The sequence below is a fragment of the Lysobacter sp. ESA13C genome, assembly GCF_019970005.1.
Taxonomy (GTDB): domain Bacteria; phylum Pseudomonadota; class Gammaproteobacteria; order Xanthomonadales; family Xanthomonadaceae; genus Lysobacter; species Lysobacter antibioticus_B.
In genome coordinates this window covers 555,562-579,857 of record NZ_JAHXYK010000004.1, presented here as the reverse complement: position 1 = coordinate 579,857, position 24,296 = coordinate 555,562, and the positions used below count along the sequence as shown (strand labels likewise).

The 24,296-nt window shown below is 68.5% G+C and carries 11 protein-coding genes; 10 read left to right on the top strand and 1 reads right to left on the bottom strand.

Annotated elements, in window-relative coordinates:
• The first annotated feature begins 8 nt into the window (after nt 1-8).
• From LC490_RS11295 to LC490_RS11285, 3 genes are all read left to right on the top strand, one after another.
• Nucleotides 9-13,703 (top strand): non-ribosomal peptide synthetase, encoded by a 13,695-nt coding sequence (locus LC490_RS11295; protein ID WP_223620243.1) that lies wholly within the window; start codon nt 9-11, stop codon nt 13,701-13,703.
• 56 nt (nt 13,704-13,759) lie between these two features.
• Entirely contained in the window at nt 13,760-15,022 is a 1,263-nt protein-coding gene (locus tag LC490_RS11290; protein WP_223620226.1) for an aminotransferase class V-fold PLP-dependent enzyme, read from the top strand.
• A 133-nt stretch (nt 15,023-15,155) separates the two neighbouring features.
• A complete protein-coding gene (locus tag LC490_RS11285) occupies nt 15,156-15,374 on the top strand; it encodes an MbtH family protein (protein ID WP_031372417.1) in 219 nt (72 codons plus the stop codon).
• A gap of 148 nt (nt 15,375-15,522) precedes the next feature.
• Here LC490_RS11285 and LC490_RS11280 read toward each other — a convergent pair whose 3' ends face one another.
• Complete coding sequence (locus tag LC490_RS11280) at nt 15,523-16,812, bottom strand: MFS transporter (RefSeq protein WP_051885072.1); 1,290 nt, start codon at nt 16,810-16,812, stop codon at nt 15,523-15,525.
• A gap of 385 nt (nt 16,813-17,197) precedes the next feature.
• Between LC490_RS11280 and cyoA the strand changes: the two genes are divergently transcribed.
• From cyoA to LC490_RS11245, 7 genes are all read left to right on the top strand, one after another.
• Complete coding sequence (gene cyoA / locus LC490_RS11275) at nt 17,198-18,211, top strand: ubiquinol oxidase subunit II (RefSeq protein WP_223620242.1); 1,014 nt, start codon at nt 17,198-17,200, stop codon at nt 18,209-18,211.
• Nucleotides 18,212-18,313: 102 nt separating this feature from the next.
• Nucleotides 18,314-20,290: a cytochrome o ubiquinol oxidase subunit I gene (gene cyoB / locus LC490_RS11270; protein WP_223620241.1), complete on the top strand. Its 1,977-nt coding sequence runs from the start codon at nt 18,314-18,316 to the stop codon at nt 20,288-20,290.
• Nucleotides 20,283-20,918: a cytochrome o ubiquinol oxidase subunit III gene (gene cyoC, locus LC490_RS11265; RefSeq protein WP_031372413.1), complete on the top strand. Its 636-nt coding sequence runs from the start codon at nt 20,283-20,285 to the stop codon at nt 20,916-20,918. The genes cyoB and cyoC overlap by 8 nt, the downstream gene beginning before the upstream one ends.
• The gene (cyoD, locus tag LC490_RS11260) at nt 20,915-21,310 is read left to right on the top strand and encodes a cytochrome o ubiquinol oxidase subunit IV (protein WP_031372412.1); all 396 of its coding nucleotides are present in this window, start codon (nt 20,915-20,917) and stop codon (nt 21,308-21,310) included. The genes cyoC and cyoD overlap by 4 nt, the downstream gene beginning before the upstream one ends.
• Nucleotides 21,311-21,592: 282 nt before the next feature.
• On the top strand, nt 21,593-22,372 hold the full coding sequence (locus LC490_RS11255) for an SURF1 family protein (RefSeq protein WP_223620225.1): 780 nt from the start codon (nt 21,593-21,595) through the stop codon (nt 22,370-22,372).
• A gap of 18 nt (nt 22,373-22,390) precedes the next feature.
• Complete coding sequence (locus tag LC490_RS11250; protein WP_223620224.1) at nt 22,391-23,716, top strand: ATP-binding protein; 1,326 nt, start codon at nt 22,391-22,393, stop codon at nt 23,714-23,716.
• Nucleotides 23,706-24,281, top strand: a complete 576-nt coding sequence (locus tag LC490_RS11245) for a response regulator transcription factor (protein ID WP_051885069.1) — start codon at nt 23,706-23,708, stop codon at nt 24,279-24,281. Before LC490_RS11250 ends, LC490_RS11245 begins: the two co-directional genes overlap by 11 nt.
• The last annotated feature ends 15 nt before the right edge of the window (nt 24,282-24,296 follow it).

Sequence of the window (24,296 nt, the reverse complement as noted above, 5' to 3'; positions counted from 1 at the left end):
AGGTCAAGCTGCGCGGCTTCCGCATCGAACTCGGCGAGATCGAAGCCGAGCTCGCCCGCGCCGGCTACCCGCGCAACAGCGCGATCGTGCGCGAGGACCGGCCGGGGCAGAAGCAGATCGTCGCCTACCTCGTTTCCGACTCAGAAGTAAATCGCGGAGCCTTGCGCGAGACCCTGGCCGCGCGCCTGCCCGAGTACATGGTCCCGGCCGCGATCGTCGTCCTCGACGCCTTGCCGCAGTTGCCCAACGGCAAGCTCGACCGCAAGGCCCTGCCGGCGCCGGACTTCGTCCCGGCCAGCCAGCGCGCCCCGCGCAACCCACGCGAACAAACCCTGTGCGCGCTGTTCGCCGAAGTGCTGGGCCTGTCGGACGAGCATGCCGCCCAGCTCGGCATCGACGACAGCTTCTTCGTCCTCGGCGGCCATTCGCTGCTGGCGATCCGCTTGATCAGCCGCATCCGCGCCGAACTCGACGTCGAGCTGTCGATCCGCAGCCTGTTCGAGCACCCGACCGTCGCCGGTCTCTCACTCGCGCTCGATCCGACCCAGCACCGGCGCCTGGCGCTGCGGCCGATGCCGCGGCCGCAGACTTTGCCGCTGTCGTTCGCGCAACGCCGGTTGTGGTTCCTGCACCAGTTCGAAGGCCCCAGCGCGACCTACAACATGCCGCTGGCGCTGCGCCTGGACGGCGAACTTAACGTGGATGCGCTGCGCGCCGCGCTCGCCGACCTGTGCCAGCGCCACGAAAGCCTGCGCACCGTGTTCCCCGCTGGCGAGGTGCCGAGCCAACAAGTACTCGAACATGCGGCCCCTGCTTTGGATGTCGTCGACAGCGACGAATCCGCCTTGGCCGACGCCTTATCCGCGGCCGCCGCCTACGCCTTCGACCTGCGCCACGAGATTCCGCTGCGCGCGACCCTGGTCCGGCTCGGGCCGCAGCAGCATGCGTTGCTGTTGTTGCTGCACCACATCGCCGGCGACGGCGCTTCGCTGGCGCCGCTCGCGCGCGACTTGGCCGAGGCCTATGCCGCGCGCCTCGACGGCCACGCGCCGATCCGCGCGCCGCTGCCGGTGCAATACGCCGACTACACCCTCTGGCAACAACAACTGCTCGGTGACGACGCCGATCCCGACAGCCTGATCGCAGCCCAGATCGCTTACTGGCGCGACACCCTGGCCGGGTTGCCCGAGCAGATCGAACTGCCGAGCGACCGCCCGCGCCCGCCGCGCGCCAGCTATCGCGGCGGCCAGTGCGGCTTCGCCCTCGACGCCGACACCCACGCACGCCTGCGCGCCATCGCCCGACGCCACCACGCGACCTTGTTCATGGTCCTGCAGGCCGCGCTCGCCGCGACCCTGACCCGCCTCGGCGCCGGCACCGACCTCGCCATCGGCACGCCGGTCGCCGGCCGCCAGGACGACGCCCTGCACGAACTGGTCGGGCTGTTCCTCAACACCTTGGTATTGCGCACCGACACGAGCGGCAACCCACGCTTCAGCGAATTGCTGGCGCGGGTACGCGCGACCGACCTGGCCGCCTTCGAATACCAGGACCTGCCGTTCGAGCAACTGGTCGACACGCTGAAACCTGAGCGCTCGTTGAGCCACCACCCGCTGTTCCAGGTGCTGTTGGTGCTGCAGAACACCGAGCAGGCCGAACTGCACCTGCCCGGCCTGCACGCCCGCACGGCCGAGTTCGCCCTCGATGTGGCCAAGTTCGACCTGAGCTTCGCCTTCTGCGAGCGCTTCGACGACGCCGGCCAGGCCGACGGCCTCGACGGTGCGCTCGAATACGCCAGCGATCTGTTCGACCCGGCCACCGCCGAGGCGATCGCGCTGCGGCTGCAGCGCATGCTGATCGCCGTCGCCGAAGACGACCGCCGGCCGATCGGCGCGGTCGAGTTGCTCGACGCCGATGAACGCCAGCGCCTGCTGCGCGATTGCAACGACACCGCATACACCGTCGAACTCGAATCGGTCGCGGCCGCGTTCGAGCGCCAGGTCGCGTCGACCCCGCACGCCATCGCCGTGATCGGCGACGGTATCGAGTGGAGCTACGCCGAACTCGACCGCCGCGCCGAAGCGCTCGTCCACGAACTGCGCCGTCGCGGTGCCGGCGCCGAACGCGGCGTCGCCCTGCTGCTGCAGCGTTCGCCCGATCTGGTCGTGGCGGTGCTGGCGGTGCTCAAGACCGGCGCCTATTACCTGCCGCTGCACGAGCAGCACCCCGACGAGCGCCTGGGCCAGTTGCTGGCCGAAACCGAAGCCGCCGTGTTGATCGCCGATGCCGGCATCGATGCACGCAGCTTGACCCATCCCAACTTGCTGCGTCTGGACCGCTTCGATTTCGACGCGTCCACCGAACCGCGTGCACGCAAGCCGGCTATCCATCCTGAGCAACTCGCCTACGTCATGTACACCTCTGGCTCGACCGGGGTGCCGAAGGGCGTGGCCGTGCGTCAGCGCGACGTGGTCGAGTTCGCCCGCGACCGCCGCTTCGCCAGCGGCCACGAGACCGTGCTGCTGCATTCGACCCACGCCTTCGACGCGTCGACCTACGAGCTGTGGGTGCCGCTGCTCAACGGTGGGCGCATCGTGGTCGCACCGGCCGGGGCCAACGATGGCCGCGACTTCCAGCGCCTGATCGAACGCTTCGAGGTACGGAGCCTGTGGCTGACCGCCGGCCTGTTCCACGAGTTCGCCGAATCCACGCCCGAGCTTTTCGGCAGCCTGCGCCAGGTCCTCGCGGGTGGCGACGTGCTCTCGACCGATGCCATCCGCCGCCTGCAGACGCGACATCCGCGCCTGCGCATCGTCAACGGTTACGGCCCCACCGAAACCACTACCTTCGCTCTGACCTGCGCCGTGCCAACCCTGCAGCCGCAGGCGCGTTCGGTACCGATCGGCACGCCGCTCGACAATATGCAGGTCTACGTACTCGACGAGGCGCTGCAAGCGGTGCCGGCCGGCGTGCCCGGCGAGCTGTACATCGCCGGTGCCGGCCTGGCGCGCGGCTATCTGCAGCGCCCCGCGCTCAGCGCCGAACGTTTCGTCGCCAACCCCTTCGAAATCGGCCAGCGCATGTACCGCTCCGGCGACCGCGTGCGTTGGCGCGGCGACGGCCAGATCGATTACCTGGGTCGCGCCGATCAGCAGATCAAGCTGCGCGGCTTCCGCATCGAACTCGGCGAAATCGAGGCCGCGCTGACCCAGGCCGGCTACGCCCAGAACGCGGCGATCGTGCGCGAAGACCGCCCCGGCCAGAAGCAATTGGTCGCTTATGTGGTCGGCGACGCCATCGACGGCGAAGCGCTGCGCCATGCGCTCGCCGAGCGCCTGCCCGAGTACATGCTGCCGGCCGCCTTCGTCGCGCTGGATGCGCTGCCCTTGACCGCGAACGGCAAGCTCGACCGCAAGGCCCTGCCCGCGCCCGACTTCGCGCCGAGCAGCTTGCGCGAACCGCGCACCGCCACCGAATCCGCCTTGTGCGCCTTGTTCGCGCAGGTGCTCGGGCTGGAACGGGTCGGCATCGACGACAGCTTCTTCGCCCTGGGCGGCGACAGCATCGGCTCGATCCAACTGGTCAGCCGCGCCCGCCGCGTCGGCTTGCGTTTCAGCGCCCGCGACGTGTTTCAGCATGCTTCGGTGCAGGCCCTGGCCCAGGTCGCGGCGAGCATCGTCGAAGCCGACACGGTCGAGGTCGAAGCGCCGGTGGGTGCGTTGCCGGCGACGCCGATCATGCGTTGGCTGCTCGAACGCCAAGGGCCGTTCGACCGTTTCAGCCAGTCGATGCTGCTGCGGGTGCCGCCGCTCAGGCAAGCGCCGCTGCAGGCCGCGTTGCAGGACTTGATCGATCACCACCATGCCCTGCGCCTGCGCCTGGGCGCGGACGACAGCCTGGAAATCCTGCCGCTCGGCAGCGTCGATGCCGAAACCTGTCTGCAGCGCGTCGACCTGGCCGGCCTGAGCGGAGAAAGCCGCGAAGCCGCCATGCAGGCCGCCGCCGAAACCGCGCAGAACCGCCTCGCCCTGCGCGAGGGGCGGCTGCTGCAGGCGGTCTGGTTCGACGACGGCGAGGACTCGCGGCTGTGGCTGGCGATCCACCATCTCGCCGTCGACGGCGTGTCCTGGCGCATCCTCGTACCCGATCTGCAGGCCGCCTGGGACGCACGCGCCGAAGGCCATGTCGCGGCCCTGGAACCGGTGCCGACCTCGTTGCGTCACTGGGCCTTGGCGCTGCCGAAGCTCGCCGAGGCGCGCCGGCACGAGCTGCCGTTCTGGCAGGCCATGCAGGACGGCCACGACCCGCGCCTGAGCGCGCGTGCGCTCGATCCGCAACGCGACACAAGCGTCACCCAGCGCGGCCTGTGGCTGCGCCTGGAAGCGGATACGACCCGGCTGCTGTTGACCCGCGCCACCGAACGCATCCACGGCCGCATCAACGACGTGTTGCTGACCGCGTTCGCGCTGGCGCTGGCCGACTGGCGCCAACGCCGCGGCCTCGACGAGGCCGACACGGTCCGCTTCGATCTCGAAGGCCACGGCCGCGAAGCCATCCTCGACGGCGCCGACCTGTCGCGCACGGTCGGATGGTTCACCAGCCTGTTCCCGTTGCAACTCAGCTTGCCGCGCGGCGAACGCGAAGCCGCCCTGCGCGGCGGCGCGCCGCTCGAGCGCGCGCTCAAATCGGTCAAGGAGCAACTGCGCCGCCTGCCCGACCACGGCATCGGCTACGGCCTGCTGCGCTATCTCAGCGACGCCGGCCGCGAGGCCTTGCAGCCGCTGCCGCCGTCGCAGATCGGCTTCAACTATCTGGGCCGTTTCAGCGTCGCCGGCGCCGGCGCCCACGAGCCGCACTGGACCCTGGCCGACGAGGCCGCACTCGGCGGTGACGGCGACGAGGCGCGTCCGCTCGCGCATGCGCTCGATCTCAACGCCAGCACCGAGGACGGCGCCGAGGGCCCGGTGCTCTGCGCCGGTTGGAGCTGGGCCGGCGAATTGTTCGAGGAGGACGCGATACGCGATCTCGCCGAAACCTGGTTCGCGGTGTTGCGCCGCATCGCAGAGACCGTCGCCGACACCGAGCGGCATCTGCTGACGCCCTCGGACGTGCCGCTGACCGCGCTCGACCAGACCCAGATCGAGGCCATCGAAGCCGCGCAACCGCCCCTGCTCGATCTGCTGCCGCTGTCGCCGCTGCAACACGGCTTCCTGTTCCACGCCGTCTACGACCAGGACGCGGGCACGCCTGCAACCGCGGCGGCCGACAGCTACGTCGTGCAGATGGCCTTCACCCTCGACGGCGAGCTGGACGGCGCCGCGCTGCGTCGCGCTGCGCAGGCGCTGCTGCAACGCCATCCGAACCTGCGCGCGGCCTTCGTCCATCAGGACCTGGCCGCGCCGGTGCAGGCGATACCGCGCGATGCGGTGCTGCCGTGGCGTTCGATCGCCCTGGAAGGCAATGCCGAAGCGCGCAGCACCGCACTCGACGCGCTGCTGCACGAAGACCGTGCGCAAGGCTTCGATCTCGCACGCGGCCCGTTGCTGCGCTTCACCCTGGTGCGCGAACACGAGCGCCTGCATCATTTGGTGCTGACCAATCACCACATCGTCTTCGACGGCTGGTCGCTGCCGATCCTGCTCGAAGAACTGTTCGCCTTGTACGGCAACGGCGGCGACATCGATGCCTTGCCGCGGGTCGCGCCGTATCGCGATTATCTCGCCTGGCTGTCCAAGCGCGACCGCGGCGCCGCGCAACAGGCCTGGCGCGCTTACCTCGACGACGTCGACGAAGCCACCCGCGTGGCCGGCGGCACACGCGCCGAGGCGAGCACGCAAGTGCTCGCCCGAAGCCTGCCCGAGGCCTTGAGCTGCCAGCTGAGCCATCAGGCGCGCCGGCTCGGCCTGACCCTCAACACCCTGACCCAGGCCGCCTGGGCCTTGTTGCTCAGCCGCATCACCGGCCGCGACGACGTGGTCTTCGGCACCACCGTATCGGGGCGCCCGCCGGACCTCGCCGGCGTCGAACGCATGGTCGGCCTGTTCATCAACACCGTGCCGGTGCGCGTGCGTCTGCAGCCGCAGCAAAGCCTGGAAAGCCTGTTGCGGACCGTGCAGGCCGAGCAATCGGCCTTGCTCGAACATCAGCACTTGAGCTTGCCGGAGGTGCAACGACTGGTCGGGATCGGCGAGCTGTTCGACACCCTGACCGTGTTCGAGAACTACCCGATCGACGAGACCGCGTTCGGCGACGACGGCGCCAGCGTGCCCGGTGCCGGACTGCGCATCGGCCGCCACAGCCAGCACGGCGGCGATGCCTCGCATTACCCGCTCGGCCTGGCGGTGATGCCGGGCGAGGCCCTGCGCCTGAGCCTGAGCCACCGCGACGACGCTTTCGACGCGGCCCAGGCCGCACAACTGCTCGGCGCCTATGGGCGCATTCTCGAAGCGATCGCGCAGGACCCGGCGCGCAGCCTCGGAAGAGTCGAACTGCTCGACGACGGCGCACGCGAACGCCTGCTGCTGGCCTATAACGCCACCGCGGCCGAAAGCACCGGCTGCACCGGCCTGCACGAGTTGTTCCAGGCCCAGGCCGCCAGCACGCCGAACGCGCCGGCCCTGGTCGGCGCCGACAGCCAGCTCGACTACCTCGCCCTGGAACGTCGCGCCAACCGTCTCGCCCATGTCCTGATAGCGCGCGGCATCGGCGCGGAGGATCGCGTCGCGGTGGCGTTGCCGCGCTCGCCGGAGGCCATCGTCGCCTTGCTGGCCGTGCTCAAGGCCGGTGCCGTCTATCTTCCGCTGGACCCGCAACATCCTTCGGAACGTCTCGGCCATATCCTCGGCGATGCGCGGCCGGTGCTGCTGGTCGCCCACGAGGCCTTCGCCGCTCGCCTGCGCACCCTGGGCGATGCGACGCCTGTGCTTGCGATCGACGCGCCGGCGACGCGCGAACTGATGCAACTGGCCAGCGAACGCGCCCCGCGCGACAGCGACCGTCGTTGCGTCCTGCGCGATCACCACATTGCCTACGTCATCTACACCTCCGGTTCGACCGGACAGCCGAAGGGCGTCGCGGTCGAGCACCGTCAGGCGCTGAATTCGATCCGCGCCCGTGCCACGCGCTATGCGCCGCATCGCAGCGCGGTGCTGCTGCCGTCGCTGGCCTTCGATGCCTCGCTCGCGGCGATCTTCGGCAGCCTCGCCATCGGCGCCAGCCTGGTCTTGCCGGCCAGCGGCCTCGAACACGATCCGCAGGCCCTGGCCGCCCTGGTCCGGCAACACCGGGTCGAGCAATGGATCAGCGGCCCGAGCCTGTATGCGGCGGCGCTGGAACATGCCGACGCCCTGGCCACGCTGCGCAGCGTCGTACTCGGCGGCGAAGCGATTCCGCCGAGCGTCCGCCAACTCCACGGCGAACGCGCTCCGCTGGCGCGGCTGTACAACGAATACGGCCCCACCGAAGCGACGATCTGGTGCTCCTCCGCCGAGGTCGGCGAAGCCGATGCGAGCGAACTGGGCTGCATCGGCGGGCCGATCGCCAATACCGGCTTCTACGTGCTCGACGCCGCCCTGCAACCGGTCCCGGTCGGAATCGCCGGCGAGTTGTACATCGCCGGCGCCGGCATCGCCCGCGGCTATCTCGGCCGCGCCGGCCTCAGTGCCGAGCGCTTCGTCGCCACCCCGTTCGAGCCGGGTGCGCGCATGTACCGCACCGGCGACCGCGTGCGTTGGCGCGACGACGGCCAACTGGCCTACCTCGGCCGCGTCGACCAGCAGGTCAAGATCCGCGGCTACCGTATCGAGCTCGGTGAGATCGAGGCCGCGCTGGCCCAGGCCGGCCATGCGCGCAATGCGGTGATCCTGCGCGAGGACCGGCCCGGACAGAAGCAACTGGTCGCCTACCTGGCCGGCGACCGCATCGATACCGCGGCGTTGCGCGAGACGCTCGCCGGGCAACTGCCCGACTACATGCTGCCCGCGGCCTTCGTGGTGCTCGACCGACTGCCGCTGACGCCGAACGGAAAACTCGACCGCAAGAGCCTGCCGGCGCCGGATTTCGCCACCGGCTCGCGCGAACCGCGCGATGCCCTCGAAACCCTGCTGTGCGAGTTGTTCGCACAGGTGCTCGGTCTGCAGCGGGTCGGCATCGACGACAGCTTCTTCACCCTCGGCGGCGACAGCATCGGTTCGATCCAACTGGTCAGCCGCGCGCGCCGCGCCGGCCTGCGCTTCAGCGCCCGCGACGTGTTCCAGCAGCAATCCGTGCAAGCCCTCGCACGCGTCGCCACGGCGATAGAAGGCGTGGGCACGGCGCCGGTGGAAGCGCCGGTCGGCGTGGTGCCGGCCACCCCGATCATGCATTGGCTGTTGCAGCAGGACGGGCCGTTCGACCATTTCGCCCAATCGATGTTGCTGCAGGTGCCGCGACTGCAACGCGAGCCGCTGATCGCCGCACTGCAAGACCTGATCGACCATCACGATGCCCTGCGTCTGCGTCTGAAGGGCGACGACGTGCTCGAAATCGGCGAGGCCGGCAGCGTCGCCGCGATCAGTTGCCTCAACCACGTCGATCTGCACGGGCTCGACGCGCAGATCCGCACCTGGACCATCAACCAGCACGCCCAGGCCGCGCAACAGCGTTTGTCGCCGCGCGAAGGCCAGATGCTGCAGGCCGTATGGTTCGACGACGGCGACGATTCGCGCTTGTTCCTCGCCCTGCATCACCTCGTGGTCGACGGCGTGTCCTGGCGCATCCTGATCCCGGACCTGCAAGCGGCCTGGGAAGCCCGCAGCGCCGGTCGCGCCGCCGAACTGGAAGCGGTGCCGACCTCGCTGCGTCACTGGGCGCTGGCCTTGCCGAAGGCGGCGGCCCGGCGCAGCGGCGAGCTGCCGTTCTGGCGTTCGATGCTCGACGGCCTCGATCCACCGCTGGCTACCCGAACGCCAGCTCCGCAGAGCGACACCAACGCCGGCCGGCACAGCCTCGGCCTGCGCCTGCAGCCCGAGGTCACCCGGCTGCTGCTGACCCGCGCGACCGAACGCATCAACGGCCGCATCAACGATGTCCTGCTGTGCGCGTTCGCCCTGGCCGTGGCCGAATGGCGTCAGCGTTACCTCGGCATCGACCTCGATACGGTCCGCTTCGAGCTCGAAGGCCACGGCCGCGAGGCCATCGTCGACGGCGCCGATCTCTCGCGCACGGTCGGTTGGTTCACCAGCCAGTTCCCGCTGCAGCTGTCGCTGGCGGATATCGAGCGCGATGCGGCCCTGTCGGGCGGCCCCGAGCTCGAACGCGCGCTCAAGTCGATCAAGGAACAACTGCGCCGCCTGCCCGACCAGGGCATCGGCTACGGCCTGCTGCGCTACCTCGACCCGGTCGCCGGCGCAGCCTTGGCGGCCTTGCCGGCGCCGCAGATCGGCTTCAATTATCTGGGCCGTTTCGCCATCGCCGGCACGACCGCGCAGCAGCATTGGACGCCGGCAAGCGAAGTCTTGCTCGACGGCCCCGCCGGCGCGGCGCAGGGCCTGGGACATGCGCTCGACCTCAACGCCACCACCGAAGACGGCCCGCAAGGCCCGGTGCTGTGCGCCGCCTGGAGCTGGAACGGCGAACTGTTCGACGAGATCGCCGTGCGCGACCTCGCCGAGACCTGGTTCGCGGTGCTGCGCCGCATCGCCGCCACCGTCGCCGCCGGCGAGCATCGGCTGCTGACCCCGAGCGACCTGCCGCTGATCGCGCTGGATCAGCGCCAGATCGAAACCATCGAGGCGAACCAACCGCGCTTGCTCGACGTGCTGCCGCTGTCGCCGCTGCAACACGGCTTCCTGTTCCACACCCTCTACGACGAACAAGCGCAGGACCGCTACATCGTGCAGATGGCCTTCACCCTGAGCGGAGCGCTCGATGCCGCGCGTCTGCGTCGCGCCGCCCAGGCCTTGCTCGAACGCCATCCGAACCTGCGCGCCGCCTTCCTCCATCAGGGCTTGCGCGAGCCGGTGCAGGCGATTCCCTGCGAGGTCGATCTGCCCTGGCAGGAACACGCGCTCGACGGCGAGGAGGCGAGCCGCGAGGCCGCACTCGAAGCCTTGCTAGTCGACGACCAGCGCCGTCGCTTCGATCTCGGACGCGGACCGTTGCTGCGCTTCACGCTGATTCGCGACGGCTCCGACCGCGACGGCCATAGCGCGCGTCACCATCTGCTGTTCACCAGCCACCATATCCTGCTCGACGGCTGGTCCTCGCCGATGCTGCTGCAGGAGCTGTTCGCCCTGTACCGCAACGATGGCGACGGCGCCGCTCTGCCGCAAGTCGCGCCGTATCGCGATTACCTGGGCTGGCTGTCGACGCGCGATCGCGAGCGTTCGGCCGCCGCCTGGCGCGAGGCCTTGGCCGGTCTCGCCGAACCGACCCGCCTGGCCACGGCCTCGACCGCGGCGACGGTGCCTACTGCGTTGTCGCTGAGCTTGCCGGCCAGGCTCGGCGATGCGCTCGCGCTGCAGGCGCGGCGCCATCAGCTGACCCTCAACACCCTGGTCCAGGCGGCCTGGGCGATCGTGCTGGGGCATCTGACCCGTCGCGACGACGTAGTGTTCGGCGTGACCGTGTCGGGACGCCCGCCGGACGTCGCCGGCATCGAACGCATGATCGGTTTGTTCATCAACACCGTGCCCTTGCGCCTGCAACTGCGGCCGCAGGAGCGCCTGCTCGAATTGTTGCGACGCTTGCAATTGCAGCAATCGGGCCTGCTCGAACACCAGCACCTCAGCCTGGCCGAGATCCAGCGCATCGGCGGGCTCGGCGAGTTGTTCGACAGCTTGCTGGTGTTCGAGAACTTCCCGGTGGAGCCCTCCGCGGTCGGTTGCGGCAATGACGACCACGACAGCGTCGAGATCGCGCTGCGCGGCAATCACGGCGCCGCGGCGACGCACTACCCGCTCGGCCTGTCGGTAACGCCGCCGATGCCGGGGCAGCCGCTGCATCTCGACCTCAGCTATCGACCGGACCTGCTGGATGCCGCGCGTGTGCGCGCTATCGCCGGCCGTTTCGCGCGCGTGCTGGAAGCCATCGCGCAGGCTCCGGACACCCGCGTCGCCGCTCTCGATCTGCTCGACGACGACGAACGCGCGCAGGCACGGCAACGCAACGACACCGCACGTGCGGTGCCGGACGCGACCGCGATCGCGCTGTTCGAGGCCCAGGCTGCGCGCACGCCGGATGCGGTGGCGCTGATGTTCGGCGAGCAACGCATCGCCTATGCCGAACTCGACCGCCGCGCCGACCGACTCGCCCGCCGCCTGCAAGCCGAGGGCATCGGCCCCGACAGCATCGTCGGCCTGTGCGTGGAGCGCTCGCCGGACGCGGTGGTCGGCCTGCTCGGCATTCTCAAGGCCGGCGGCGCCTACCTCGCGCTCGACCCGGACTACCCGCAGCAACGCCTGGCTTACATGCTCGGCGACGCGCGTCCGGTGGCCGTCGTCACCCAAGCTTCGCTCCGTACGCGCCTGCCGGAATCGCCGGCGCGGCTGATCCTTATCGACAGCGAAGACGCTATCCCCGAGGCCCCGGTGCGCGACACTCCGCATCCCGAGCACCTCGCCTATCTGCTCTACACCTCCGGTTCGACCGGCAAGCCGAAGGCGGTCATGGGCACGCACCGCAACGTCGCCTCGCGCCTGCACTGGGACATCGAGTCGGACGGCGAAGTCGAGGAGATCTACGCGCAAAAGACCACGGTCAACTTCATCGACGTGCTGTGGGAACTGTTCATGCCGCTGATCCGCGGCCAGCGCGTGCTGGTCCTGACGCGCGAACAGGCCACCGAGCCCGAGCGCCTGATCGAGGCGCTCGCCGAGGCCGAAGCGACCCGCATCGTGCTGGTGCCTTCGTTGTTGCGGGCCATGCTCGACAGCGGCATCGATCTCGCCGCCCGCCTGCCGAAGCTCTACTACTGGTCGTGCAGCGGCGAAGCCTTGAGTTTCGAGCTGGCGAACCGCTTCAAGGCGGCCTTGCCCAAGGCGCGCCTGCTCAACATCTACGGCACCTCCGAGTTCTGGGACGCGACCTGCTTCGAGGCCCGCGCCGAGGACACCGGCGACCACGGCGTGCCCCTGGGGCGCTTGATCGACAATATGCGCGCCTACGTGCTCGATCCCTTCCTGCGGCCGGTGCCGGTGGGTGCGCCCGGCGAACTCTACGTCGCCGGCAGCGGGCTCAGCCGCGGCTATCTGCGCCAGGCCGGGCTCAGTGCCGAGCGCTTTCTTGCGAATCCGTTCGAGCCCGGGGCGCGCATGTACCGCTCCGGCGACGTGGTGCGTTGGCGCGAGGACGGCGAGCTGGAGTACCTCGGCCGCGCCGATCATCAGCTCAAGATCCGCGGTTTCCGCATCGAGGCGGGCGAGATCGAGGCCTTGCTCGCAGCCGACGACGCGGTCGCCCAGGCCACGGTCAGCGTTCGCGAGGATCGGCCCGGGCAGCGGCAACTGGTCGCTTATCTGGTGCCGGCCGCGGGCCGTCGCCCGGACCCGCAGACCTTGCGCGAAGCGCTTGCGGCGCAGCTGCCGAGCCATATGCTGCCTTCGGCCTGGGTGGCGATCGAACGCCTGCCGCTGCTGCCGAACGGAAAAATCGACCGCAAGGCGCTGCCGCCCGCCGACGCGCCCGCACGCCGCGCCGCCAGCACGCCGCAGCAACAAGCGCTGTGCGCCTTGTTCGCCGAAGTGCTGGGACTCGACGAGGTCGGCATAGACGACGACTTCTTCGAACTGGGCGGCCATTCCTTGCTCGCACCGCGTTTGATCGGCCGCATCCGCAGCACCCTCGGCGCCGAACTGTCGACCCGGGTCCTGTTCGAGACCCCCACCGTCGCCGCCTTGGCGCAACGGCTCGCCGAGCCGCTGCAGGCGCTGTCGTCGCTGCAACCGTTGCTGCCGATCCGGACCCAGGGTTCGTTGCCGCCGTTGTTCTGTCTGCATCCGGCCGGTGGCCTGGGCTGGTGGTATAGCGGCCTCGCACGGCATATCGATCCGCAGCGACCGATCTATGCCTTGCAGGGTCGTGCACTGACCGACGGCGCGAGCTTGCCGGAGCGCCTGGAAGACGTCGCCGAGGACTGCCTGGCGCAGATCCGCGCCGTGCAACCCGAAGGGCCGTATCACCTGCTCGGGTGGTCCTACGGCGGCGTGCTCGCGTTCGAGATCGCGCAACGCCTGCAGCAGGCCGGCGAACAGGTCGCGCTGTTGGCTTTGCTCGACAGCTACCTGCTCACCGCCTTGCCGCAGTTCGACCCGACGGCGAACGACAAACCGCGCGAACGCATCCTGCACGAGTTCCTCGAACACAGCGGTTGCGACCTCGCCGGTTACGACGCCGCGGTGCCCGACTACGCCCGCGCCGCGCAGTTGCTCGACGGCAGCGTCTATTCGGGCTTCGACGCCGGCCAACTCGAACGCTTCATCGCCGCGACCGCCAACGACGTCGCGATGCTCGGCCGCTACCTGCCGCGCCAGCGACTGCAGGGCGAGCTGGTCTATTTCAACGCCGCCGCCGGCAAGGGCGATGGCGATCCGGGCGCAGCCGAATTCCAGGCCCAGGTCGACGGCCGCGTACATGTCCACGACATCGAGTGTCGACACGACGAGATGGCGCACCCGCAGCACCTGGCCCGGATCGGCCGGCTGCTCGCCCAGCGCTACCGGATCTGAGCCATGACCTCCTTTTCCCTCGATTTTCCCTTTGACCTGATACGAGACAGCGCACCATGACGCGGTTCAATTTCAACGGTCGCAAGACCCTGCCCTCGCGCGGCCAGGCCTGGAGCGAGCTGCAGGAAGCCATGTCCGATCTGCGCAGCGGCGACGCCGACTGGCGCCACGGCCGCACGCCTCTGCACGTCTATTACGCCGGCGAGGACGTGCTCGACGTCGCCCGCCAGGCCTATGCGATGTTCATCAGCGAGAACGCCCTGGCGCCGGCGGCGTTCCCTAGCCTGAAGCGGATGCAGGACGACATCATCGACATCTCGCTGTCGCTGCTCGGCGGCGGCGACGATGCCGGCGGCACCATGACCTCGGGCGGCACCGAAAGCATCATGCTGGCGGTGCGCAGCGCCCATCGCGCCTTCCGCGAGCGGCGTCCGCAGGCGCGTCCGCACTTGCTGCTGCCGACCAGCGCGCATCCGGCCTACGACAAGGCCGCCGACCTGATGGGCCTGGACGTAGTGCGGGTGCCGATCGGCGCCGACTACCGCGCCTGCGCCGACATCCTCGCCCGGCACATCAACGACGACACGATGATGATCGTCGCCTCGGCGCCGTCGCTGCCGTTCGGCACCATCGACCCGATCGCCGACATCGGCCGGCTCGCGCTCGAACGCGGCGTGTGGTTGCACGTCGACGCCTGCATCGGCGGTTTCCTCGCCCCGCACGTGGCCAAGTTCATGAGCGGCCTGCCGCGCTTCGACCTCAGCGTGCCCGGCGTGCGCTCGCTGTCGGCCGACCTGCACAAGTTCGGCTACGCCGCCAAGGGCGCCTCGGTGATCCTGTACGCCGATGCCGAAGACCAGGAACACCAGTACTTCGAGTACTTCGACTGGCCCAAGGGCATTTACCGCACCGAAACCCTGACCGGCACCCGCCCCGGCGGCGCCGTCGCCGCGGCCTGGGCGGTGATGCATTACCTCGGCGAGGCCGGCTACCGCGCGCTCGCACAGCGGGTGATGCACATCCGCGACCGTTACATCGAAGGCATCGACCGCATCCCGGGCCTGCACTTGCTCGGCCAGCCCGACCTCAGCGTGATCGCCTTCGCTTCCGACCGCTACGACATCCACGACGTCGGCGACGCCATGGAGGCCCGCGGCTGGTACATCAGCCGGCTGTCGAACCCGGCCGCATTGCACATGACCGTGACCCCCGGCCACGACCAGGGCGTCGACGATTACCTGAGCGACTTGGAACGGTCGATCCCGCATGCGGACCGGCCGGTCCTGCGTTCGCAATCGCGGACCGTGGTCACGTACTGATCGCAGCGCCGATCCGGATCATGCGCGATCGATCCGATCGGTAACCCAAGCACGACATCCTTCCACCCTCGGGACCGGCGAACACCGCACCGCTCGCCTTCCCCTTCATCGCAACCGCAAGCAGGAGCACGATATGAGCAATCCCTTCGACGATCCCAACGGCAGCTTCCTGGTCCTGGTCAACGACGAGAACCAGCATTCGCTGTGGCCCGAATTCGCCGAAGTTCCGGCCGGCTGGCGCAGCGTGCACGGCCCCGGCGCGCGCCAGGCCTGCCTGGACTACATCGAGACGAACTGGACCGACATGCGTCCGGCCAGCCTGATCAAAGCGCAGGAACAGCACGCGCATTGAAGGACGCGCGCGATCGGACGCTCCGGCCACCGGCCGGATGCGTCGCGATCGCGAGTGGCGAAAGAATGAAACGACGACGGGCCGACCCGACGGTAAGCGGTCGGCCCGCACGACGCGCCCCGGACGACGCGTCGGAATACGCAGCGGTTTAGCTGCGCAGCTTCAGGGCGCGGTTGACGCCCAGCGCCGCCAGGGTGCAGATCGCGCCCGACAGCAGGTACACGCCGACGAAGGCCAGGCCGAAGTGCGCGCACAGGCCCAGCGCCACCAGCGGCGCGAACGCGGCGCCGATCAGCCAGGCCAGGTCGGAGGTCAGCGCGGCACCGGTGTAGCGGTACTTGGAGCCGAAGTTGGCGGTCACCGAACCGGCGGCCTGGCCGTAGGACAAGCCGAGCAGGATGAAGCCGATCAGGATGAACACGTCTTGGCCCACTTCGCCGGACCCGAGCAGCGTCGGTGCGAAACCGCTGAACATGGCGATCGCCGCGGCCAGCGCCGCCAGCGTGCGCGGGCGGCCGTAGCGGTCGGCGATTACGCCCGACACCACCATCGAGCCGCAGGCCAGCAGCGCGCCGACGATCTGCACGCCGAGGAACTGGCTTACCGACTGATCCGAATACAGCAGGATCCACGACAGCGGGAAGATCGTGACGATGTGGAACAGCGCATAGCTGGCGAGCGCAGCGAAGGCGCCGATGACGACGTGGCGGCCCTTCTGCTGGAACAGCTCGACCACGTCGGTGGGTTCGAGCTCGTGCTCGCCGAGTTCGCGCTCGTACTCGTGGGTCACGACCAGGCGCAGGCGAGCGAACAAGGCGACGACGTTGATCGCGAACGCCGCGAAGAACGGATAGCGCCAGCCCCAGTCGAGGAAGTCGCTCGGCGCCAGGCTGGTGTTGAGATAGGCGAACAGACCGGCGGCGATGATGAAGCCGGCCGGCGCGCCGAGCTGGCCCAGCATCGCGTACCAACCGCGGCGGTGCTTCGGCGCATTGAGCGCGAGCAGCGACGGCAGGCCATCCCAGGAACCGCCGAGGGCGATGCCCTGGCCGACCCGGAACAGCGACAACAGCGCGATCGAGAGCACGCCGATCTTGCCGAAACCGGGCAGGAAGGCGATGCCGGCGGTGCAGGTGCCGAGCAGGAACAACGCGACGGTGAGCTTGGTGCTGCGGCCCCAGCGGCGCTGGATCCACATGAAGGTCACGGTGCCGATGGGGCGCGCGACGAACGCCAACGCGAAAATCGCGAACGACCACAGCGTGCCTTCCAGGCGGCCCAGGAACGGGAAGAACACCGTCGGGAACACCAGCGCCGAGGCGATGCCGTAGACGAAGAAGTCGAAGTACTCCGAAGCGCGGCCGATCACCACGCCGACCGCGATGTCGCCGGGCGCGACCTCGGCATGCGAACCGGTGTCGTGCACCGAAACGGTCATGGAGGAATCCGGGTTTGCGTGATTTGGCGTATGCATCGTCGATTCGGTGGTGGGCGCCGCGGCACGGTCGTGGCGACCGGGCCTGGACACTGTGCCTAAACAGGCGGGTACGTTCAGTTAAAGCGCGTCCGACGGCGACGGAACCGGAAACGACGCCCCAGGCCCCAAATGCGGCAAAGGACGAACGCCCGGCTACCGGGACGACGCTAGCTTCCCACCACCGGCCCGGCGCTGCCATAGGACAAAACGTCCAATCGTCGTCACAGTCCTGCGCCTCTACAGTGCGCGCATCGCCGCGACTGCCGCGGCCTCGATCGTGCTGCTTGCTCCTTAGATGACCGCCATCGAACCCCTGCTCCGCCCGTCCCTGCTCCGCCGCCTGTTGATGGCCGCGGCCATCCTGCCGCTGGCCGGCTGCAACACGATCTTGCTGAACGCGCCCGGCGACGTCGCCGCGCAGCAAGGCGACCTGATCGTGGTGTCGACCGTGTTGATGCTGCTGATCATCGTGCCGGTGATCGCGCTGACCCTGTATTTCGCCTGGCGTTACCGCGCCTCCAACACCAAGGCCACCTACAAGCCGGACTGGGATCATTCGACCCAGCTCGAGCTGCTGATCTGGGCCGCGCCGCTGCTGATCATCATCGCGCTCGGCGCGATCACCTGGATGAGCACGCACACACTCGATCCCTATCGCCCGCTCGACCGCATCGCCAAGAACCGTCCGGTGCCGGCCGACGTGAAACCGCTGGTGGTCGAGGTGGTGGCGCTGGACTGGAAGTGGCTGTTCCTCTATCCCGAGCAGAACATCGCCACGGTCAACGAACTCGCCGCGCCGGTCGATCGCCCGATCCAGTTCAAGATCACCGCCTCCACGGTGATGAACTCGTTCTACATCCCGGCACTGGCCGGACAGATCTACGCCATGCCCGGCATGGAAACGCAGTTGCACGCGGTGATGAACAAGCCGGGCGACTACGAAGGCTTCTCGGCCAACTACAGCGGCGCCGGTTTCTCGCACATGCGCTTCCGCTTCCACGGCCTCGACCAGGCCGGCTTCGATGCCTGGGTCGCGAAGAATCGCGCCAGCGGCGCGACGCTCGAGCGCGCCGGCTACCTGGAACTGGAAAAGCCCAGCGAGAAGGAACCGGTGCGCCGCTACGGCGCGGTCGCCCCGGGCTTGTACCGGGCCATCCTCAACCGCTGCGTCGACAGCAGCAAGATGTGCATGGACGAGATGATGGCCATCGACGCCGGCGGCGGCCTCGGCCTCAACACCGATGCGCTCGCGCCGCGCCGCAAGGGCGACCTGCGCGGCGGCCCGGTGGTGACCTCGGCGATGTGCCTGACCGAACCCTCGGCCGGCTCGACCCTGGGCGTGGCCACGCTCGCCCCCTGACCTGTTTCGTAAACGCATTCACCGGGCGCGCCGAACGCGCGCCGAGTCCGCCCGCGGACTTCTGGAGTCGAGATGTCTGACCAATCCAACCTCGCCACGATGATCTTCGGCCGGCTCACCTGGGACTCGATCCCGCTGCACGAACCGATCCTGATCGCGACCTTCGCCATGGTCGTGCTGGGCGGCCTCGCCGTGGTCGCCGCGATCACCCGCTACAAGCTGTGGGGCTATCTCTGGAACGAGTGGTTCACCAGCATCGATCACAAGAAGATCGGCATCATGTACATCGTGCTGGGCCTGATCATGCTGATGCGCGGCTTCGCCGACGCGATCATGATGCGCCTGCAGCAGGCGATGGCGTTCGGCGACAACGCCGGCTACCTGCCGCCCGAGCACTACGACCAGGTCTTCACCGCCCATGGCGTGATCATGATCTTCTTCGTGGCCATGCCGCTGGTCACCGGCTTCATGAACTACGTCGTGCCGCTGCAGATCGGCGCGCGCGACGTCGCGTTTCCGTTCCTCAACAACTTCAGCTTCTGGATGACCGCCTGCGGCGCGGCCCTGGTGATGGTCTCGCTGTTCGTCGGCGAGTTCGCCAAGACCGGCTGGCTGGCGTATCCGCCGCTGTCGGGCATCGCCTACAGTCCCGGGGTCGGCGTCGACTACTACATATGGGCGCTGCAGATCGCCGGCGTCGGCACCTTGCTGTCGGGCATCAACCTGATCGCGACCATCGTCAAGATGCGCGCGCCCGGCATGAGCATGATGAAGATGCCGGTGTTCACCTGGACCTCGCTGTGCACCAACGTGCTGATCGTGGCGGCGTTCCCGGTGCTGACCGCGGTGCTGTTGCTGCTCTCGCTCGACCGCTACGCCGGCACCAACTTCTTCACGAACGATCTGGGCGGCAACCCCATGATGTACGTGAACCTGATCTGGATCTGGGGCCACCCGGAGGTCTACATCCTGATCCTGCCCTGCTTCGGCATCTTCTCCGAGATCGTCTCGACCTACAGCGGCAAGCGCCTGTTCGGCTACGCCTCGATGGTCTATGCGACGGTGGTCATCACCATCCTGTCCTACCTGGTGTGGCTGCACCACTTCTTCACCATGGGCTCGGGCGCCAGCGTCAACTCGTTCTTCGGCATCACCACGATGATCATCTCGATCCCGACGGGCGCGAAGATCTTCAACTGGCTGTTCACCATGTACCGCGGCCGCATCCGCTTCGAGGTGCCGATGCTGTGGACGATCGGCTTCATGGTCACCTTCACCATCGGCGGCATGACCGGTGTGTTGCTGGCGGTGCCGCCGGCCGACTTCGTCCTGCACAACAGCCTGTTCCTGATCGCTCACTTCCATAACGTGATCATCGGCGGCGTGCTGTTCGGCCTGTTCGCCGGCATCAACTTCTGGTGGCCCAAGGCCTTCGGCTTCAAGCTCGACCCGTTCTGGGGCAAGTGCTCGTTCTGGTTCTGGATCACCGGCTTCTTCTTCGCCTTCATGCCGCTGTACGTGCTCGGCCTGATGGGCGTGACCCGGCGCATGAGCCACTTCGAGGACCAATCGCTGCAGATCTGGTTCGTCATCGCCGCCTTCGGCGCGGTGCTGATCGCCATCGGCATCGCCTGCATGTTGATCCAGTTCGTGGTCAGCATCCGCCGCCGCCACGAGCTGCGCGACGAGACCGGCGATCCCTGGCAGGGCCGCACCCTGGAGTGGTCGACCTCCTCGCCGCCGCCGGACTACAACTTCGCCTTCACCCCGGTGGTGCACGACAACGACGCCTGGCACGACATGAAGCAGCGCGGTTACCAGCGTCCGACCTCGGGCTTCTTGCCGATCCACATGCCCAAGAACACCGCCGCGGGCGTAGTGATCGCCGGCCTCAGCACGCTGTGCGCGTTCGCCCTGATCTGGCAGATGTGGCTGGTCGCCGGCCTGTCCTTCGCCGCCATGCTGGTCGCCGCCATCGTCCACACCTTCAACTACAAGCGCGACTACCACATCCCGGCGGAGCAAGTGACCGCCACCGAAGCCAAGCGCACGCAACAACTGGCCGCCGCCCATGTCTGACGCCCACGCCATCGCCACCCACACGCCCGACGGGCGCCCGGTCTTCTTCGACCTCAAGGGCAAGCACCATCCGGAGAACGGCACCCTGCTCGGGTTCTGGCTCTACCTGATGAGCGACTGCCTGGTGTTCGCCTGCCTGTTCGCGGTCTACGGCGTGCTGGGCCGCAGCTACGCCGCCGGCCCGTCCGGCGCCGACCTGTTCGACCTGCAACTGGTCGCGATCAACACCTCGATGCTGTTGCTGTCGTCGATCACCTATGGCTTCGCGATGATCGCGATGCAGAAGCGCAAGATCGCCGCGGTGCAGGGCTGGCTGGCGATCACCGGCTTGTTCGGCCTGGCCTTCATCGGCTTGGAACTGTACGAGTTCGCCCACCTGATCCATGAAGGCGCCGGCCCGCAGCGCAGCGCGTTCCTGTCCTCGTTCTTCGCCCTGGTCGGCACCCACGGCCTGCACGTCACCTTCGGCATCGTCTGGCTGGTCACCTTGATGGTGCAGGTCGGCAAGCACGGCCTGACCGCCGAAAACCGCCGCCGCCTGCTGTGCCTGTCGATGTTCTGGCATTTCCTCGACGTCGTCTGGATCGGCGTCTTCACCTTCGTTTACCTGATGGGAGTGCTGCCGTGACCGAGCCCACCACTCACGCCGCGCACGATCATGGCCACGGCCATGACGACCACGACGACGGCGCCCACGGCAGCGTCGGCAGCTACACCATCGGCTTCCTGCTATCGGTGGTGCTGACCGCGATTCCGTTCTGGCTGATCATGGCCAAGGTGATCCCGAACTCCGGCACCGCCGCCTTCGTGGTGCTGGCCTTCGCCGTGGTCCAGATCGTCGTGCACATGGTGTATTTCCTGCACATGAACACCAAGTCGGAGGGCGGCTGGAACATGCTCGCGCTGATCTTCACCCTGGTGTTGGTGGTGATCCTGCTGGCCGGTTCCTTGTGGGTCATGCACCACCTCAACGTCAACATGATGCCGATGGCACCGCACGACATGCGCAACATGCCTTGATTCGGGATTCGGGATTCGGGATTCGGGATTCGGGATTCGGGATTCGGGAATCGGGAATCGGGAATCGGGAATCGAGTTTCGGGTCTTCGGTTCTCGCCGTGTTCTTTTTGCCCGTCGTTCCCGCGAAGGCGGGAACCCAGGGTTTCACCGCGACATGACTCTGAAGTCTCTGGATCCCCGCCTTCGCGGGGATGACGGATGAGGAGTACGTAGGCCGCTGCACGAGCTTGAAATCGAGCAACACCGAACGCCCTATCGGCGATCCATGAAGAGGCCCCGACCATGACCGCGAACCCCGCCAAGCGCCCGCGCAGCCGCTTCGCCCTGGCGGTCCTGTCGTCGGTCTTTCTCGCCGCCTTCCTCGGCCTGATCGCCCTCGGCGGCTGGCAGGTGCAACGCCGCGCCTGGAAGCTCGATCTGATCGAACGCGTCGAAGCGCGCGTACATGCGCCGCCGGGCGCGGCGCCCGGGCCGGCCGATTGGCCCCAGGTCAGCGCCGCCCGCGACGAATATCGCCACGTCCAGCTCGAAGGCCGTTATCTGGGCGGAAAAGACAGCCTGGTCCAGGCCGTGACCGCGATCGGCCCCGGTTTCTGGCTGATGACTCCCTTCCAGACCGACGAGGGCCCGATCGTGCTGGTCAACCGCGGCTTCGTCCCGGGCAAGCGCGAAGCCGCTGCCGCGGCCGCTTCGGCCGACACCCGGGTCACCGGCCTGCTGCGCCTCAGCGAACCCGGCGGTGGTTTCCTGCGCAAGAACGCGCCGCAGCAGGATCGCTGGTACTCGCGCGACGTGGCCGCCATCGCCGCCGCCCGCGGCCTGCAGCGCGTCGCGCCCTACTTCGTCGACGCCGACCGCCACGACGAGCCCCCTGTCGCCGCCAACGCCGAGCCGGCCTGGCCGGTCGGCGGACTGACGGTGATAAAGTTTCCCAACAACCATCTGGTCTATGCGCTGACCTGGTTCGGGCTGGCCCTGATGGTCGCTGCCGCCGCATGGCGGGTGGCGCTGGAAGAACGTCGGCGCCGTCGCGCCGCCGCGTCGCTCGACGACATCCGCTGAGGGCCGCCGATGCAGGATTTGCCGCTACCCCGCACGCTCGACGCCGAAGCGCCCGCCTCGACGGCCTCGCGCGACAGCGCCGGGGTCAAGAACATGCACCAGCTGATCCAGTTGCGCTGGATCGCGGTGATCGGCCAGGTCGCGACCATCGTCTTCGTCCACTTCGCCTTCGGCATCGCCCTACCGCTGGCGCCGATGGCGATCGTCTTGGCCTGCCTGGCCGCGTTCAACCTGGTCAGCCTGCTGCGCTGGCGGCACCGCGAGAAGGTCACCAACGGCGCCCTGTTCCTCGCCCTGCTGGTCGACGTGGTCACCCTGACCGCGCAGCTATACCTGAGCGGCGGCGCCGCCAATCCGTTCGTGTTCCTGTACCTGCTGCAGGTCGCGCTGGCCGCGGTGTTGCTGCGCTCGTGGGCGAGTTGGGCGGTGGTGTTCGCGACCAGCGCCTGCTTCATCGCCCTGACCATGTTCGCCGGGCCCGTGGTGATTCCGGCCGACCCGACCCGCGGCCTCGCCGACCCTTACGTCCAGGGCATGCTGCTGTGCTTCGTCCTCAACGCCACCTTGCTGGTGGTGTTCATCACCCGCATCGGCCGCATCCTGCGCGCCCGCGATGCGCGCCTGGCCGACCTGCGCCAACGCGCAGCCGAGGAAGAGCACATCGTGCGCATGGGCCTGCTGGCCTCGGGCGCCGCGCATGAGCTCGGCACGCCGCTGGCGACGCTGTCGGTGATCCTGGGCGACTGGCGGCGCATGGCGCCGTTCACCGAGCAACCCGAGTTGCTGCAGGAGCTCGACGAGATGCAGACCCAGCTGCATCGCTGCAAGACCATCGTCACCGGCATCCTGCTCTCCGCCGGCGAAACCCGCGGCGAAGCCCCGGCCGAGACCACGGTCGGCGCCTTCCTCGACGAACTAGTCGACGAGTGGCGAACGACCCGCCCGGTGCGCGGATTCGATTACGCCAACGGTTTCGGCGAAGATCTGCCGATCGTCTCCGACTCGGGCCTCAAGCAGATGATCTGCAACGTGCTCGACAACGCCCTGGAGGCCTCGCCCGACTGGATCGGCCTGGAAGCCTCGCGCGACGACGACCGCCTGGTGCTGAAGGTCAGCGACATCGGCCCCGGCTTCGCCCCGGCGATGCTCTCGCACTTCGGCAAGCCCTATCAGTCGAGCAAGGGCCGCCCCGGCGGCGGCCTGGGCCTGTTCCTGGCCCTCAACGTCGCCCGCACCCTCGGCGGCAGCATCACCGCGCAGAACCGCAGCCCGCGCGGCGCCATCGTCGCGATGACCCTGCCGCTGTCGGCGCTGACCCTGGTCGAGGCCGCCGATGAGCCCTGATCTCAAGAGTGAAGATCCCGGCCCGCCCCGGGACGCACCGCGCGAACTGCTGATCGTCGAAGACGATGCGGCCTTCGCCCGCACCCTGACCCGCTCGTTCGAGCGCCGCGGTTATCTGGTGCGCAACGCAACCGACCTCGGCGAAGTCGATGCCCTGCTGCGCGAACACTCGCCCGGTTTTGCGGTGGTCGACCTCAAACTGGCCGGCGGCGACTCCGGCCTGGCCTGCGTGCAAGCCCTGCACGCCCACGACCCCGACATGCTGATCGTGGTCCTGACCGGCTACGCCAGCATCGCCACCGCGGTCGAAGCGATCAAACTCGGCGCCTGCCACTACCTGGCCAAGCCCTCCAACACCGACGACATCGAAGCCGCCTTCGGCCGCGCCGGCGGCGACGCCACGGTCGAACTGACCGAGCGTCAGACCTCGATCAAGACCCTCGAGTGGGAGCGCATCCACGAGATGCTCGCCGAAACCGACTTCAACATCTCCGAGACCGCCAGGCGGCTGGGGATGCACCGAAGGACCCTGGCGCGGAAGCTGGGGAAGCATCGGGTCAAGTAGATCGAGCACGGAACT